This window comes from Conyzicola sp., from assembly GCF_057073975.1.
The window spans coordinates 21125-35293 of the sequence record NZ_JBXMIS010000062.1 but is presented as its reverse complement, the minus strand read 5'-3'; the positions used below and the strand labels follow the sequence as shown (position 1 = coordinate 35293).

Here is a 14169-nt window from a genome sequence, read left to right as displayed (position 1 = left end):
CTCCCCCGACGACCGAGGAGGTTGGTGCGGTGGTCACTAGCCTTCGCACCCCGTGATCGCGTTGATCTTCTCGCTGGCGGCCGCAGCAGCACTCGCCACGTCCGTTCCGCGGGTGATCTCACCGATGAATGGCACGTACGCCTCGGCGTCCACCTGGGTAGCGCCGGTCACGCCGGGTAGGTAGAGGCGCGCGCCAGGCAGAGCCGCGGCGAACGCTGCGACAACCTCGTTGGCTGCGAGCTCCGGGTCGTCGGCGAGGTCGGTGCGCACGGGTGGGAAGCCGCTCGCAAGCGCGAACTGGCGCTGGGCGTCAGCTCCCGTCCACCATTCGAGGAACTCCTGCGCCTCTGCGGGGTGCTCCGTTCCGGCCGCGATGGCCATCGGCACGGTGGAGCCGAGGGTCACGGGACCGTCCACGCCGACGGGCACGGCCGCAACGCCGAGGTCGATTCCGGCCTCGGTGTAGCCAGCAGCGGCCCATGGACCGTTGAGCTGCATCGCCGCTTTGCCCGCGGCGAAGAGCGAGTCGGATTCTGCGCCGGTGAGGCCGACGGGCATCGCACCGCTCTCGACGAGGTCGACCCAGCTCTGTAGGCCCGAAACGCTCGCGTCGCTGTCGAGCACAGAGCAGCCCTCGTCATCGACGATGTCGCCGCCGTCGAGCCACTGCAGGATCGGCCACATCTGGATGGTCTCTCGCTCGGCGACAGAGAGGCCGACGGTGTCGCCGCTCGTCAGCGTCGCCACATCCTCCTTGAACTCCTCGACGGTCGTCGCTGGGGCGTCGATTCCCGCTGCCTCGAAGAGTGCCTTGTTGTAGTAGAGCTGCAGTGTCGCAATGTTGGCTGGCACCGCATAGAGCGAGCCGTCGACGGTGAATGCCTCAATGGCCGCGGGGGCGAGGAGGCTCGTGTCACCCACGTTGTCGAGGGCGAGCAGCGAGTCGGTCTCGAGGTACTTCGCCACGATGTTCGGGTCGAAGTTCGGGGTTGCAAGGTCAGGACCCTGGCCCGTCGCCCATGCGGACGGCAGCTTCTGGGCGATGGTGTCCCACGGCTGCACCTCCATCGTCACCTGGATGTCGTCGTGGGTCGCGTTGAACTCGGTGATCAGGTCTTCGTAGGCTCCACGGTCTCCACCGGTGAAGCCGGTCCAGAGGGTGAGTTCTACAGGGCCGTCGGTGCTGGGCGCAGCGGTGCTGCATCCCGTGATTGCGAGTGCGGCGACGGATGCCACCGCGATCGCTGTTGCGATTCTTCTCATTGGAAAAGCTCTCCTTTGGGCTGTATGAGATGGTTCTTTTCTTGGGGTGAGAGACGGCCCTCTCGGTGGTACGCCTAGCAGCCGCACGATTGCCGCGCCACGAGGTCGACCGGAAGAGTGACGTGGAAGTCGTCCTTCGCGATGCGGGCCCCTGACACGACTTCGAACAGTCGCTCGGTTGCAAGCCGTGCCATGCGCTCTGCCGGCACGTGCATTGTGCTGATCGCCGGACTCGTGACCCGGCTGAGGCCGAAGTCGTCGAAGCCGATGATCGAGATCTGGGATGGAACCTCGAGCCCGAGGGCGCCAAGGCGGGTCATTGCGCCGAAGGCCATCTCGTCGTTGCCAGCGAACACGCCGTCGACGCCGACGAGCTCTTCTGCCGCACGCGCCCCCGACTCCTCGCTGTAGTCGCCGACGACGATGCGGCCGTCAACCCCGTGCCTTTCCACCGCTGCGAGAAATCCATCCCGACGATCGATGGCACTCTGGTGGTCGAGCGGGCCGCTCACGTGCGCGACCGAGCGGCGGCCATGCGCCTCGATGAGGTGCGTCGTCGCCTCAAAGGCGGCGGCCCGGTCGTCGACCCCGATGCTCACGGCATCAGGCAGGTATGGAAAGTTACCAAGGAGCACCACCGGCAGGCCGCTCGCCACAAGTCGCTGGATGTTGTCGTCGGTGACCGACGCGCTCGTCACGATCGCCCCGTCAACAGACCCAGACCGCATGACCCGCTCGTAGGCGACCATGCCGTGCGACTCGTCGGGGTTCGTCGAGATGATGACCTGGGCATCCTTCTCGTTGGCGACCTCGGTGACACCCGTGAGAACGTGCATGAAGTAGGCGTGCCCGAAGACGTGCTGGCTCGTGTTCGGAACGATGAGGGCGACGGCGTCGGCGCGGCGGGCCCGAAGCGCCCTGCCCGCAGAGTTCGCGACATAGCCGAGCTCGTCGGCGACGGCGCGCACGCGGGCCTTGGCGTCCGCGCCGATTCTCGGGTGGTCGAGTAGCGCCATCGACACCGCGCTGACCGAGAGTCCGACCTCGTCGGCGATGTCGCGGAGGGTGACTCCCGACTTCGGTGACGTGCCTGCCATTTGCGTTCTCCCGTGCATTGGGCGGCCGGTGAGCCGCGGTGCTCAAACGTTCCAGCGAATCTCACTGCGGATACTGCTGGAACGTTACAGCAAACCATAGCCGCGAGATCTGTTTCGTGTCAACCGCGAATGTGGGAAGGGCCGGGAAGCCCGGCCCTCCCGGTCGAGATCAGTGCCAGAGCGTCAGGATTATGCTCGCCACCACCATGCACACCACGAAGTACGGCGCGTTGACGGCTGTGTAGAGCAGCGGCCGCGGAAAGTTCGGGTTGATGGCGATGGTCGCCGTCTGGGCAACGAGGTAGCCGATGCCGACGAAGAGGCCGAAGGCGACGCCGTCGCCCACCTGCTCGACCTCGAGCGCGCGCAGCAGTACGGCGCTCGTGATCACGATGACGAGGCTTGCGATCAGTGGCCCGACGATGACGATCGACCCTGGCTTCGGCAGCTGCGTGCCCTCGTTGCCGAGGGCCACGGCGTACGGCTTAGCGACGATCGCGGTGAAGTAGACGCCGCCGAGCACGGCGAAGACGAGGGTCGAGGCGATGATGGCGAGCCAGTTGAGCTCGCTGATAACGGTGAACATTGGGGCTCCTTGTGGTTGGGGTTGGGATTCCCAGCACATCACCCGTATAGGACTGATTCGGTCCTTCATTCGACCTAGTGTTGGAGAATGACCGCGGCCACGACGACAGCGCGCCTCCTCCAGCTGCTGTCCCTTCTGCAGTCGCGCCGCGACTGGCCGGGCACGCTGCTCGCCGACCGCCTCGGGATCAGCCACCGAACGGTGCGCCGCGATGTCGGGCGACTGCGCGAGCTCGGGTACACCATCCGGGCGACGATGGGGCCCGACGGCGGCTATCGGCTCGACACGGGCGAGCAGCTGCCTCCGCTGCTCTTCGACGACGACCAGGTCGTGGCGATCGCCGTGGCGCTGCGGACCGCGTCGGCGAGCGGCATCGACATCGCCGAGGGCGCGACTCGAGCTCTCGCCACCGTGCGGCAGGTTATGCCATCCCGCCTGCGGCACCGCCTCGATGCAACGAGCTTCACGGCGATGACAACCTCATCCGGGTCAGTCGCACCAGAGGTGCTCATCGCGCTCACGGCCGCAGTTCGCGCGAAGGAGACCCTGCGTTTCGACTACGAGGGCGCGGCCCCTCGCCGTGTCGAGCCGCACCACGTCGTGACCGTGCACGGCCGTTGGTACCTCGTCGCGTGGGATCTCGACAAGAGCAACTGGCGCATCTTTCGCGCCGACAGGATCACCCCGCGCACGCCGAACGGCGCCCGCTTCGCGTCGCGAGCGCTGCCGGGTGCCAGCGTGCACGAGTTCGTGGCCTCTCGATTCAAGGGGGCGGAAACCGATGCGTGGCCGTGCCGCGGAACGGTCGTTCTTGGGCGCTCCGCCAGCGAGGTCGCGCCTTTCGCCGCCGACGGAGCGGTGGTCGACCTTGGCGACGACCGCTGCAGCCTCGAGATGGGTGCGTGGTCATGGGTAGCGCTCGCGGCATCCTTCGGCCGATTCGATGCGCCGATGGAGGTCGTCGGCCCGCCCGAGCTCTCGGCGGCGTTCGCCGAGCTCGCAGCGCGCTTCGCGAAAGCGCACGTTTTGTCCAGCTAGCGCAGCACCTGCGTTCGGTGAGCGACTGGCAGACCAGCTCGAGCTCGCCGAGCTCCGGGTGGATGCAGCGCTCGACCGACCTCCTGCGGCCGCATCTGGACGTTCCCCTGACCGCTGCCGTGGGCTGATCTGCCGAGCGCAGATTGAATGGATCGGACGGCCGCTGCGCCGCACGCTTGGCGCATGGCAAACGACGCGAGACCTCCCATGTTCACCGACGCGATGAGGCAGCAGCTGCTGCACCACCGCATCCTCGTTCTCGATGGCGCACTGGATGACGACAACGGCATGCTGCTGACCGCCCAGCTGCTGACGCTGGCGGCCGACGATCCCATGGCCGACATCGCCCTGTGGATCCACTCGCCCGGCGGGTCTGTCGCGTCGATGCTCGCCATCCGCGACGTCATGCACCTCGTGCCGTGCGACGTCTCGACGCTCGCCCTCGGTCTCGCGTGCAGCGCCGGGCAGTTCCTCCTCTCGTCGGGCACGAAGGGAAAGCGGGCCGCGGTGCCGCACGCGCGCATCCTCATGCACCAGGGGTCGGCTGGCATCGGCGGCTCGGCCGTCGAGGTCGAGGTGCAGGCCGACGACCTGCGGCACATGCGCGACACCGTGCTCGGCCTCATCGCCGCCGACACCGGCCAGCCGATCGAGCGGGTCTTCGAGGACTCCCTCCACGACCGCTGGTTCACCGCGCAGCAGGCGAAGGACTACGGCTTCATCGACCGCGTCGTCGACTCCTTCGACCAGGTCATGCCGTCGCGGCGCGTGCCAATCGGAATGTCGGTGAACGCATGAGCCAGTACACGATCCCCAGCGTCATCACCCAGCACCCCCGCGGCGAGCGGGTCATGGATGTCTACTCGCACCTCCTCGCTGAGCGCATCGTCTACCTCGGAACGGCCATCGACGCCGGGGTCGCCAATGCCCTCATCGCGCAGCTGCTGCACCTCGAGGCCGACGGTACAGGGCAGGAGATCAACCTCTACATCAACAGCGAGGGCGGCGACCTCTCTGCGATGCTCGCCGTCTACGACACGATGCAGTTCATCACCTCCCCCGTGGCGACGACGTGCGTCGGCGAGGCGGTCGGCGCTGGCGCGACGTTGCTGGCCGGGGGCGCAGCGGGGCGACGATCGGCGCTGCCGCACGCGCGCATCCTGCTGCACTAGCCGGTCGGTCAGGGGCGCGGGGCGATCCCCGACCTCATCCTGCAGGCCGACGAGCTCGTGCGGGTGCGCGGCGACATCGAGGAGGTGCTCTCTGCGCACACGGGTCAATCCATCGAGACGCTGCGGCGCGACACCGACCGCGACCGCATCTTCACCGCGGGGGCGGCGCGCGACTACGGCCTCATCGACGAGATCAGGCAGCGAGCAGCATGACGCCGGCCTGAGGCGAGCGCTGGCCGATGTCGCGGGCGAGCTCGAGCAGCGACGTGTCGAGGGCGCCGGCGACGGCCGAGATCATCTCGCTCGAGGCATCCTTGCGGCCGCGCTCCATCTCCGACAGGTACTGCGGCGAGATGCCGGCTCGGGCCGCGGTGTCGGTGAGCTTCTGCCCCTGCTCTAGTCGTAGGGATCGCAGCCGCTCGCCGAGCAGCTCTCGCCAGAGTGGCTCTGGGGTGGTGGCACGGCGGTCGCGTGCCGTCTCGATTCTGATGATCTCAGCCATGCGGCAAGTCAAGCAGCGGCTGCCCGTCCTGTCGCGGTTAATCCGCTCACAGCAGAGCGCTACGCCTCCGGAGTGTCCCGCCCGTACGCCTCCAGGATGATCGAGTCGGGGTCCCGGTTCCCCAGCGCGAGCCCCGAGGGCACGCGGCCGATGGTCCCTAGTGCTGCCGCCTCGTCGGTGATTGGCTTGACGCATGACCGCACCGATCGCCCACTCCCTCGAACCGCACGTCGCCGGCCTGGCGGGACGCATGAACTGGCTGCGAGCGGGAGTGCTCGGCGCCAACGACGGCATCGTCTCGGTCGCTGCCATCGTTGTCGGTGTGGCTGGTGCGACATCCGACCTCGCTCCCATCGTCACCGCGGGCGCGGCCGGGCTCGTCGGCGGGGCGATCTCGATGGCCCTCGGCGAGTACGTCTCGGTGAGCAGTCAGCGCGACAGCCAGCGCGCGCTCATCGCCAGGGAGCGCATCGAGCTGCTCGAAATGCCGGAGCAGGAGCTCGCAGAGCTGGCTGGCATCTACCAGGCGAAGGGCCTCTCGACCGAGACGGCGCAGCTCGTGGCAGAGGAGCTCACCGCCCACGACGCCCTCAGCGCACACCTCGAGGCGGAGCTCGGCATCACGGAGCGGGACGTCGTCAGCCCGTGGCAGGCGGCCGGCGCCTCCGCGCTCGCCTTCTTCATCGGCGCGGCCCTTCCGATGGTCGCCATCCTGCTTCCGCCCGCTGACGTGCGGGTGCCCGTCACCTTCGCGGCCGTGCTGGTGTCGCTCGCGATCACGGGTGCGCTGGGCGCGCGCATCGGCAACAGCCCATGGATTCGGCCAACGCTTCGCGTCGTCATCGGCGGCGCACTCGCCCTCGGCGCGACCTTCCTCATCGGCAATCTGCTCGGGGTCACCGGGGTGGTGTGATTCACATCGGAGGGCATGCGCCCTCATAGTCGGCGCATAGCTTTGCCGTCGACAGTGGTCTCATGAGCACTCAGGCGCTACCCGTGACGTCGATGCCGCACCGCGCGGCGCGACCCGACTTCGCGCGGCGGTACGCGCGACGAGCGCTGCGCGCCGACCTGCTCGTGATCGCACTGTGGTCATCCGGCGCAGCGGCCGCCGCACTGTTCCTCGCCTCGGGAGGTGCCGCCCAGTTCGGCTCCGCGAGCGACATCGTCACGAGCCTCGGTATTGTCGCCGGCCTCGTCGGAACCGACTTCATCCTCGTCATGCTCGTGCTGGCCGCCCGCATCCCGCTGATCGATCGGCTCATCGGCCACGATCGGGCTATCGCCGTGCATCGCTCGCTCGGCAAGCCCGCCCTGTACCTTCTGCTCGGCCATGCCGCGCTGCTCCTCACCGGCTACGCGATGGCCGAGGGCATCAACCCGGTCGCAGAGATCGCCTCGATGCTGGCAGTCCCCGACATGCCTCTCGCCTTCGTCGCGATCGGCCTGATCGTGACCGTCGTCGTCACTTCGCTCGTCGCCGTGCGCCGCCGCTTCAGCTACGAGGGCTGGCACCTCATCCACCTGCTCAGCTATGTCTCCGTCGCCGTCGCGCTTCCCCACCAGCTGAGCGTCGGCGGGGTGCTCGCCGAGGGAACCGCTCAGCGCGCCTACTGGATCTCGCTCTACGCGCTGGCGCTCGGCTCTATCGTCGTCTTCCGCTTCGTCGAGCCGGTGGTGTCGAGTCTTCGGCACCGCATCACCGTCTCGGCCGTCGAGCCGATCGCCCCGGGAGTCGTCTCGATCCACCTCGCCGGGCGGCGACTGCGTGAACTCGGCTCGGCTGGTGGGCAGTTCTTCGTCTGGCGGTTCTGGACGGGCGCGACCTGGTGGCACTCCCACCCCATCTCGCTCTCCTCCATGCCGACCGATGACACGGCAAGGATCACCGTGCGCGACCTTGGCGCGGGCAGCGCGCGCATCAGCGCTATCCCGCGGGGCACAGCCGTATCGATCGAGGGGCCCTACGGACTCTTCACGGATGCTGCCCGCACCTCGCCAAAGCTCGCCATCGTCGCCGCCGGCGTCGGCATCACCCCCATTCGCGCGTTCCTCGAGCACGCGAGCTTCGCCCCGGGTGAGGCGACGATCCTCCTTCGCGCCGGCAGCGAGGACGAGACCTACCTGTGGGAGGAGGTGCAGGCGATCGCCGAGGCCAAGGGCGCCCAGTGCTACGTGATGGTCGGGCACCGCTCCCCGACCGGCGCCAGCTGGATGACGGAGCGCGACGCTAATCGCGGCGTCACCATCCGGTCGACGTTCCCAGACCTGCTCGACTCCGACCTCTACCTGTGCGGACCGGGAGCATGGCTCGACGCCATCGAGGCAGACGCACTGGCCGCCGGGGTGCCGTCGCATCAGATCCACGCAGAGAGGTTCGACTGGTGAGAACTCGAGCAGTGCTCGGCGGCGTCTTCGCCTCGTTTGCCATCCTCGTGATCGGATGGCAGGCAGGCAGCGCCGCGCTGACGGCACCAAGCGCGCAGACCTCGACCTCGCAGCCGCTGGCCGGAGCCGGCACGGCCACTGCCTCTGGCTCGAGCACCACACCCGCATCGGTCGACGGAACGTTCACCGGCTCGAGCGTCATGACCAGGTTCGGGGCGGTTCAGGTCGCGGTGACGGTCTCTGGCGGGGCGATAACAGACGTCACCCCGATCCACCTCACCGACGACGGCCGCAGGTCGGTGCAGATCAGCAACCGCGCTGCTCCCCTGCTGCGCGAGGAGGTCATCGCCGCGCAGTCCGCCACCGTGTCGAACGTCGGCGGCGCGACGTACACGACCGACGCCTATCTGGCATCCGTGCAGTCCGCTCTCGACAAGGCCGGGCTCTGATGCGCCGCGTGTTCGCGACGATGGGCACCATGGCATCCATCGAGCTGCCTGAGGAGTTCGTTCCCGTCGTCGCCGACATCGAGAAGGCTCTCGCGGCAATCGACGAGCGGTTCAGCCTCTACCGCCAAGATTCGGAGCTAAGCCAGATAGCAGCCGGAGCCCTGCAGCTGACCGAGGCGAGCCCCCGGCTGCTCGCAAGCTACGCGCGCAGCCTCGAGTGGCGGGCGGCAACCAACGCGCTGTTCTCTGTGCATCGCCCCGACGGCGTGATCGACCTCAACGGCATCGTCAAGGCCGAGGCGATCGAGCAGGCTGGCGCGATGCTGGATGCGGCAGGATGCCCCGCGTGGACCATCAACATCGGCGGCGACATCCTCGTTCGCGGCACCGGCTGGACCACGGGCATCGCCGACCCCGCCGACCAGAGCGCGCTGCTCACCGCCATCGACCTCGGCGGTGACCGGCGCGCACTCGCCACCTCTGGCAGCGCCCAGCGCGGCGACCACATCTGGCGAGGAGCCGAACTGGCGGCGTCGGCGTTCCTTCAGGTGAGCGTGATGGCCGCCGACATCGTGACGGCGGATGTGCTCGCGACCGCCATCGTCGCCGGTGGTCCGGATGCGCTCGACGACGTGGCCGATCGCTGGCCGATTCACGTGCTCGCCGTCGATCGAGCCGGCGCCCTCACCGCGACCCCCGGCTTTCGCTCCGCCATCGCCCTCGCCTCCTAGGACGTTCGGCCCTAACGCCGCTCGCGCGACGGAGCCACCATGAGGGGGTAGGCATCCGGCATTGGGCGGGGCGCGGAGAGAAGCGAGCAGCTGGTGAGCGATACGGGTCCATCCTTCGACATCGAGGTGCTCAGCGAGGAGGAGTGCTGGGCGCTCCTGCACTCCGGCGGTCTCGGTCGGCTCGCGACCGCGGCCAAGGGCATGGTCGACATCTTCCCGATCAACTACCTCGTTCACGACCACACCGTGCTGTTCCGCTCCGGGCCGGGGTCGAAGCTCATGAACCTCACCGCTGCTCCCCTCGTTGCCTTCGAGGCCGACAGCTTCGATGGGCGCTGGCACTCGAGCGTCGTCATCCACGGCAGGGCCACCAGACTCAACAGCGACGCCGAGATCATCGAGACCGGGGTCAACCACCTCGTCTCGTGGAGCCAGACGCCGAAGTTCAACTACGTGCGCATCACGCCGACAGACATCACCGGCCGCCGCGTCGACCGCTTCGCGTACACCCGCACCGACAAGGTCTGAGACGGCTCTTGCGCTCCCCATGAGGGAGGCGTAACGTACAACCAAATGGTTGTACAAACAGAACTCACCGACGACGACGTGAACCGCATCTTCCGGGCTCTCGCCGACACGACGCGCCGCGACATCGTGCGTCGCACCCTCGTCAGCGAGGTCTCGGTCTCGCAGCTGGCAGACGCGTACGACATGTCGTTCGCGGCGGTGCAGAAGCACGTCGCCGTCCTGGAGGAGGCGAGGCTCGTGACCAAGGAACCGCGCGGCCGGGAGCGGATGGTGCGGGGAGACCCCGAGCGCATCCGCCAGGCGCAGCGCCTGCTCGACCAGTTCGAGCAGATCTGGCGCGCGAGGATCGACCGCCTCGACGCGCTGCTCGAAGAACCAGAATCCACGTAGAAAGGCTCATCATGCCCGTCACCTCTGTCGAGAAGGACCTCGACCACCTCACCCTCACTGTTGTCGCCGACTTCGCCGCCCCGGTCTCCCGCGTCTGGGACGCCTACGTCGACCCCCGGCAGATCGAGCGCTTCTGGGGCCCGCCCACCTATCCGGCGACGTTCCTTCGCCACGACGCGGCACCGGGAGGCCGCAGCGTCTACAAGATGACCGGCCCGGGGGGCGACGAGAGCTACGGCTGCTGGGAGTGGACCGACGTCAGCAAGCCGACATCCTTCGACGTCATCGACTGGTTCGCGGATTCCACCGGGGCTCCCAACACCGACATGCCGGCCACGCGTGTGGCCTTCGTCTTCGAGAAGACCGACACCGGTTCGCGACTGACGACCACCTCGCGCTTCGACTCCGCCGACCAGCTCAACCAGCTCGTCGAGATGGGCATGCTCGAGGGGCTGACGGAGGCCATGGGGCAGATCGACGACGTGCTCGCCGACCTCGCCGCCTTCGCCGCCGACCGCTCGGTCGACACGCAGGTGCTCAGCGACACCCAGGTGCGGGTCTCCCGCGTCATCCGCGGTTCCGTCGAGCAGGTCTGGCAGGCGCACAACGACGCCGACCTCATGAGGAAGTGGCTGCTCGGCCCCGACGGATGGACAATGCCGGTCTGCGAGATCGCGACCGCCGTCGGCGACACCTACCGCTACATGTGGGAGCCGGAGGGCGGCGGCGAGGGCTTCGGCTTCACCGGGGAGCTGCTCGAGTCGGAGAAGCCGTACCGCGCGGTCACGACAGAGTCGATGATCGGGATGGAGGGCTCGACCCGCAACGAGCTCACCCTCACTCCCGTCGAGGGCGGCACGCTGCTCTCACTCGTCATCACCTACGCGAACGCCGAGATGCGCGACATGATCCTCGCGACAGGAATGACCAGCGGCATGGAGACGAGCTACGCCCGGCTCGAAGGGCTGCTGGAGCCCGTCTCCGCCTAGCGGCATGCTGTGGGGCCCCGTCGACCACGGCGGGGCCCTTTCGGCGCCAACTCGGTAGCATCGGGCCATGGAAATCCTCAAGAATGTCGTGCTCGCCCTTCACATCATCGGCGTCGCAAGCCTGCTCGGCGGCGTGCTCGTGCAGATCTCCTCGATCAAGCTCGGCACGACCCGCATCCTCCCGGCGATCGTCCACGGTGCGTGGACGATGCTCGCCACCGGCATCATCCTTGTCGGCCTGCAGTACCCGCTCGGCCATGACGTGAACAACGTCAAGATCGGGGTCAAGCTCGCCATCCTGATCGCGATCCTCGTGATCGCCCTCGTCAACAAGAAGCGCGACACACTCGCCAGCTGGGTGGTTCCCGTACTTGGTGGCCTGACGGTCGCGAACATCGTGATCGCCACCGTCTGGACGAGCCACAGCTAGAGCCCCGTCGCCGCACGCGTCGGCCATAGACTGCGAGCACTCCCTGCCCCCGACGGAACCCGAGACCCCCGTGCGCACACCTCTTCCCTTCGTCGTCGCTGTCATCGCGATCGGCGGGCTCCTCACCGTGGCCTCCGTGGCGACCGCCTCCCCTGCCGAGGCGGCCACCGCGGGCGACTGCACCACGGCCAACACCGTGGCGAGTCCCGACACTGCCGCCGATATCCAGCTGCTCCTCGACGACGCGCTCGTGCCTGTCATCTGCGTCAGCGGCGAGATCGCGCTCGATGCGCGCCTGCAGTACGGCCGTGACGTGACCATGTTCGGGCTCCCCGGTGCTGTGCTTCGGGCAGTGCCCGACGGCGCGAGCATCACCCACGGCATCCTCATATCGTCGGCACCGAGCACCCTCACGGTGCAGGGAATCCGATTCACCGGTGGCCGGGAACTCCTCGGCTTCGGTGGTGCGATCATGGGAGACACTGTCGCGATCTCCGATTCCACCTTCGACGACAACCAGGCCGGTCGCGGCGGGGCGCTCGCGGCCAGCGCCGCAACCGTGCAGCGGTCAACCTTCACCGGCAACAGCGCCGAGCGCGGCGGCGCGTACTACGGCGGCGACTCGTCGTTCAGCTCGACGACCTTCGACTCCAACTCGAGCTCCGGCTATGGCGGTGCCATCGTGACATCGACGCTCACACTCGACTCGTCGACCTTCGTTGGCAACGCCGCCGTCTCATCGAGTGGAGCCGCTGCGGCCAGTAACGTCGTCGTGGCCAACTCGACCTTCGTCGGCAACACCGTCTCCGACGTCACCGGGTTCGGCGCCACCCTCACGATCAGCGGCGGCATCGTGCAGCAGTCGACGTTTCGCGACAACCTCATCGACAAGCCCTCCGGTGGCCAGGCGATCTGGTCGAACGGCAACGCGCTGATCGAGCTGCGGGGCAACATCTTCGCCGACAACACGCGCACCGAGATCGCCATCGACGGGGCGGCTCCGGCGACCGACCTCGGCGGCAATCTCTTCACCACCGATCTGGCCACAGAGAACTACCTCGATGCAGCGGTTGCCGTGTTCGACCCGAGCACGCGCTTCGGGCTGACGACGGCAAGCCTCTTCGGCGCATCCGTGCTTGCCGACAACGGCGGCGCCGTTCGCACGATCGCTCTTCCATCCACGAGCGTCGCGGTCGACGCGGTGCCCGGCGCCTCCACTGTCACCTCAGATGCGCGCGGTCTGCCTCGCTCCCTTCCCAACGATTCCGGTGCGTACGAGTACATCGCACCGGTCGCCGCGGCAACGCTGGCCGCATCCGGCGATGAGTCCAGCCTTCTGCTAGGCCTCGCTGCCGCTATGGCCGGCCTCGGCGTCTGGCTGCTGTGGTCGCGCCGCCAGCGCTGTCTAGCATTGGCTCATGCCAATCGATGATGCAAGCCCCGAGACCGTAGCCGCCCAGGCGCTCGGCTGGATCGACGAGACAACGCGGGCGATCAACCCGCCCATCCACGTCTCGAGCACCTTCCTGCGCGATGCAGACAACGGCTACAGCTCTGGCCGCGTCTACATGCGCGACCAGAACCCGGCCTTCGACCAGGCCGAGGCGGTCATCACCTCGCTCGAGGGCGGGCACCAGACGCTGCTGTTCGCGAGCGGCATGGCGGCGGCAACCGCTGTCTTCCAGGGCCTCCGCCCCAGCGACCACGTGCTCGCCCCGAAGGTCATGTACTGGAGCCTGCGCAACTGGCTCCTTGGCTTCGCCACCTCCTGGGGACTGGATGTCGAGCTCATCGACATGACGTCTGTCGACGAGGTCGCGGCAGCGGTGCGTCCCGGCTCCACGAAGCTGGTGTGGATCGAGACCCCGGCCAACCCGCTCTGGACGATCACGGATATCGCAGCGACGGCATCCATCGTGCACGCGGCCGGCGCCCTGCTCGCGGTCGATTCGACGGCCGCCACCCCCGTGCTCACCCGGCCCATCGAGCACGGCGCCGACCTCGTGATGCACTCGGCCACGAAGTACCTCAACGGGCACTCCGACCTCACCGCCGGCACACTGACGACCAGAGCCGACAACGAGCACTGGCAGCGGGTGCGTGCCGTGCGTGCCCAGGGCGGCGGCACCCTCGGCTCCTTCGAGTCATGGCTGCTCGTGCGCGGCATGCGCACGCTCTACCTGCGCGTGAAGGCCGCGAGCGCCTCGGCCCTGGCGATCGCCGAGCACGTCCACGGCCATCCGCTCGTTGCCGAGGTGCTCTACCCCGGGCTGGTGTCCGGTCACGGTCACGAGGTCGCGTTCCGCCAGATGCAGGGCGGCTTCGGCGGGATGCTGTCGGTGCGGGTCGCGGGCGGCGAGTCCGCCGCGGTCGCGGTTGCGGCATCCACCCGGCTCTGGAAGCGTGCGACCTCGCTCGGCGGCGTCGAGAGCCTCATCGAGCATCGCGCGAGCATCGAGGGAGCCGGCTCCCCCGTGCCTATCGACCTGCTGCGCCTCTCCGTCGGCATCGAGAACGTCGACGACCTGATCGCCGACCTCGAGCAGGCGCTCGCGGCGGCGCACTGAGCGCAGCCCCGCAGAGGACCTTCGACCCTGTGGGGGCGG

At 68.2% G+C, this 14169-nt stretch carries 16 protein-coding genes and 1 pseudogene; 13 read left to right on the top strand and 4 right to left on the bottom strand.

Annotation, left to right across the window (positions count from 1 at the left end; all coding sequences use genetic code 11):
- Nucleotides 1-36: 36 nt before the first annotated feature.
- The 3 genes from AC14A7_RS05680 to AC14A7_RS05670 all read right to left on the bottom strand — a co-directional run bounded on the left by AC14A7_RS05680 (nucleotide 37) and on the right by AC14A7_RS05670 (nucleotide 2946).
- Nucleotides 37-1263, bottom strand: a complete 1227-nt coding sequence (locus AC14A7_RS05680; RefSeq protein ID WP_484007074.1) for an ABC transporter substrate-binding protein — start codon at nucleotides 1261-1263, stop codon at nucleotides 37-39.
- Between the two features lie 74 nt (nucleotides 1264-1337).
- Nucleotides 1338-2360, bottom strand: a complete 1023-nt coding sequence (locus tag AC14A7_RS05675) for a LacI family DNA-binding transcriptional regulator (protein ID WP_484007072.1) — start codon at nucleotides 2358-2360, stop codon at nucleotides 1338-1340.
- Nucleotides 2361-2529: 169 nt separating this feature from the next.
- The gene (locus AC14A7_RS05670; RefSeq protein WP_484007070.1) at nucleotides 2530-2946 is read right to left on the bottom strand and encodes a DUF1761 domain-containing protein; all 417 of its coding nucleotides are present in this window, start codon (nucleotides 2944-2946) and stop codon (nucleotides 2530-2532) included.
- 87 nt (nucleotides 2947-3033) lie between these two features.
- Here AC14A7_RS05670 and AC14A7_RS05665 point away from each other — a divergent pair, with 87 nt between their 5' ends.
- The 3 genes and pseudogenes from AC14A7_RS05665 to AC14A7_RS05655 all read left to right on the top strand — a co-directional run bounded on the left by AC14A7_RS05665 (nucleotide 3034) and on the right by AC14A7_RS05655 (nucleotide 5369).
- Nucleotides 3034-3984, top strand: coding sequence for a helix-turn-helix transcriptional regulator (locus AC14A7_RS05665; protein ID WP_484007068.1), 951 nt, complete (start codon nucleotides 3034-3036; stop codon nucleotides 3982-3984).
- A 183-nt stretch (nucleotides 3985-4167) separates the two neighbouring features.
- Nucleotides 4168-4782, top strand: a complete 615-nt coding sequence (locus AC14A7_RS05660; RefSeq protein ID WP_484007066.1) for a ClpP family protease — start codon at nucleotides 4168-4170, stop codon at nucleotides 4780-4782.
- A pseudogene (locus AC14A7_RS05655) lies at nucleotides 4779-5369 on the top strand (ClpP family protease). The gene AC14A7_RS05660 and the pseudogene AC14A7_RS05655 overlap by 4 nt, the downstream one beginning before the upstream one ends.
- On the opposite strand, the gene AC14A7_RS05650 reads toward AC14A7_RS05655, so the two are convergent.
- Nucleotides 5350-5658, bottom strand: a complete 309-nt coding sequence (locus AC14A7_RS05650) for a helix-turn-helix domain-containing protein (RefSeq protein ID WP_484007064.1) — start codon at nucleotides 5656-5658, stop codon at nucleotides 5350-5352. The pseudogene AC14A7_RS05655 and the gene AC14A7_RS05650 sit on opposite strands and share 20 nt — an antisense overlap.
- 193 nt (nucleotides 5659-5851) lie before the next feature.
- Here AC14A7_RS05650 and AC14A7_RS05645 point away from each other — a divergent pair, with 193 nt between their 5' ends.
- The 10 genes from AC14A7_RS05645 (at nucleotide 5852) to AC14A7_RS05600 (ending at nucleotide 14130) form a co-directional block, all read left to right on the top strand.
- Nucleotides 5852-6571: a VIT1/CCC1 transporter family protein gene (locus tag AC14A7_RS05645; protein ID WP_484007062.1), complete on the top strand. Its 720-nt coding sequence runs from the start codon at nucleotides 5852-5854 to the stop codon at nucleotides 6569-6571.
- Nucleotides 6572-6633: 62 nt separating this feature from the next.
- Nucleotides 6634-8046 (top strand): ferredoxin reductase family protein, encoded by a 1413-nt coding sequence (locus AC14A7_RS05640; RefSeq protein WP_484007060.1) that lies wholly within the window; start codon nucleotides 6634-6636, stop codon nucleotides 8044-8046.
- A complete protein-coding gene (locus AC14A7_RS05635) occupies nucleotides 8043-8495 on the top strand; it encodes an FMN-binding protein (RefSeq protein WP_484007058.1) in 453 nt (150 codons plus the stop codon). The genes AC14A7_RS05640 and AC14A7_RS05635 overlap by 4 nt, the downstream gene beginning before the upstream one ends.
- A complete protein-coding gene (locus AC14A7_RS05630; RefSeq protein ID WP_484007056.1) occupies nucleotides 8495-9226 on the top strand; it encodes an FAD:protein FMN transferase in 732 nt (243 codons plus the stop codon). Before AC14A7_RS05635 ends, AC14A7_RS05630 begins: the two co-directional genes overlap by 1 nt.
- Before the next feature lie 93 nt (nucleotides 9227-9319).
- Nucleotides 9320-9754, top strand: a complete 435-nt coding sequence (locus AC14A7_RS05625; RefSeq protein ID WP_484007054.1) for a pyridoxamine 5'-phosphate oxidase family protein — start codon at nucleotides 9320-9322, stop codon at nucleotides 9752-9754.
- Between the two features lie 45 nt (nucleotides 9755-9799).
- Nucleotides 9800-10144, top strand: coding sequence for an ArsR/SmtB family transcription factor (locus AC14A7_RS05620; protein WP_484007052.1), 345 nt, complete (start codon nucleotides 9800-9802; stop codon nucleotides 10142-10144).
- A gap of 11 nt (nucleotides 10145-10155) precedes the next feature.
- Nucleotides 10156-11133, top strand: a complete 978-nt coding sequence (locus AC14A7_RS05615; protein WP_484007051.1) for an SRPBCC family protein — start codon at nucleotides 10156-10158, stop codon at nucleotides 11131-11133.
- Nucleotides 11134-11200: 67 nt separating this feature from the next.
- The gene (locus AC14A7_RS05610; protein WP_484007049.1) at nucleotides 11201-11563 is read left to right on the top strand and encodes a hypothetical protein; all 363 of its coding nucleotides are present in this window, start codon (nucleotides 11201-11203) and stop codon (nucleotides 11561-11563) included.
- A 70-nt stretch (nucleotides 11564-11633) separates the two neighbouring features.
- Entirely contained in the window at nucleotides 11634-12995 is a 1362-nt protein-coding gene (locus AC14A7_RS05605) for a choice-of-anchor Q domain-containing protein (RefSeq protein WP_484007047.1), read from the top strand.
- A complete protein-coding gene (locus tag AC14A7_RS05600; RefSeq protein ID WP_484007045.1) occupies nucleotides 12982-14130 on the top strand; it encodes a trans-sulfuration enzyme family protein in 1149 nt (382 codons plus the stop codon). The genes AC14A7_RS05605 and AC14A7_RS05600 overlap by 14 nt, the downstream gene beginning before the upstream one ends.
- Nucleotides 14131-14169: the final 39 nt, after the last annotated feature.